At 60.9% G+C, this 1,458-nt stretch carries 2 protein-coding genes; both read left to right on the forward strand.

Features of this window, described 5'->3' with window-relative positions:
* Positions 1 to 960 (forward strand): L-2-hydroxyglutarate oxidase (gene lhgO / locus FAZ11_RS24615; RefSeq protein WP_137283186.1); only part of this gene is annotated, 960 nt, incomplete at its 5' end.
* Between the two features lie 31 nt (positions 961 to 991).
* Positions 992 to 1,458 (forward strand): aldehyde dehydrogenase family protein (locus FAZ11_RS24620; RefSeq protein WP_137283187.1); only part of this gene is annotated, 467 nt, incomplete at its 3' end.

Consider the following 1,458-nt stretch of genomic DNA (forward strand, 5'->3'; position numbering starts at 1 on the left):
GAAATGGCGCGCATGAAGGCGCTATGGGAGCGTACCGCGGCCAATGGCCTGGAGCGTCACTGGGTTTCGGCGGCCGAATTGCGCGAGCGGGAACCCAATATCGTGGGGGAGGGGGGGATCTTCGTCCCCTCCAGTGCTATCGTGAACTACGCCGAAGTGACCGCCGCCATGGGCCGCGCCTTCATCGCAGCCGGTGGCGAAATTCGCTTCAACTCGGAGGTAGTGGGCCTTGAAGAACGTGCAAGCGAGGTCGTGATCCGGACACGTCAGGCTGAAATCCAAAGTCGCTACCTGATCACCTGCTCTGGGTTGATGGCGGATCGCGTGGTGCGGATGCTGGGACTCACGCCTGACTTCGTGATCTGCCCCTTCCGCGGCGAATACTATTTGCTGCCCCAGCAGCATAACCAGATCGTCAATCACTTGATCTATCCCATTCCGGATCCGGCTATGCCTTTCCTTGGGGTTCATTTGACCCGGATGATCGATGGTAGCGTGACGGTAGGTCCCAATGCCGTACTGGCACTCAAGCGGGAAGGCTATCGCAAGCGAGATGTGTCAGGGCGCGACCTCTGGGAAACGCTGACCTGCCCAGGTGTGCTCAAGGTCTTGGCGAAAAATCTGCGCCCTGGCCTGATCGAGATGAAGAATTCGCTGTTCAAGGGCGGCTATCTCAAGCAGGTGCAGAAATATTGCCCAAGCCTGACCACACAGGACCTCAAACCTTATCCAGCCGGGGTGAGAGCTCAAGCCGTCTCTCGTCAAGGCAAGCTCATCGACGACTTTCTGTTCGTCAAAACGCCCCGCAGCATCAACGTGTGCAATGCCCCTTCGCCCGCAGCCACGTCAGCCATTCCCATTGGCGGCCATATCGTCGACCAGGTCCGGACGCTGCTCGGCGACCGGGACGCCGACAGTGGCCGCAGCAAGAGCCCAGTGAATCAACGGGTACACGGCTGAGCCGCCCCGGACAAGTGCAAGGATGAATAGCGTGCAACTAAAAGATCCCCGCCTGCTTCGTCAGCAGGCCTACCTCGATGGCAACTGGGTCGCGGCCGACAGCGGCCAGACCCTCACTGTGACCAACCCGGCAAGCGGTGAAATCATCGGTAGCGTACCGAAACTGGGAGCGGTAGAAACCCGCCGTGCCATCCAGGCCGCCGAACGAGCCCTTCCCGGCTGGCGCGCCCTCACCGCGAAGGAGCGAGCCCAGCGCCTGCGTCGCTGGTTCGAGCTGATGCTGGAGAACCAGGACGACCTCGCGCTCCTGATGACTTGGGAGCAGGGCAAGCCACTGAGTGAGTCACGCGGAGAGATCGCCTATGCGGCGTCCTTCCTGGAATGGTTCGCCGAAGAAGCCAAACGTGTCTATGGCGATGTGATTCCGGGCCACCAACCCGACAAGCGTCTGCTGGTCATCAAGCAGCCTATCGGCGTCACCGCAGCCATCACGCCCTG

It is taken from the genome of Pseudomonas rhizoryzae (assembly GCF_005250615.1).
In the GTDB taxonomy this organism is placed as follows: domain Bacteria; phylum Pseudomonadota; class Gammaproteobacteria; order Pseudomonadales; family Pseudomonadaceae; genus Chryseomonas; species Chryseomonas rhizoryzae.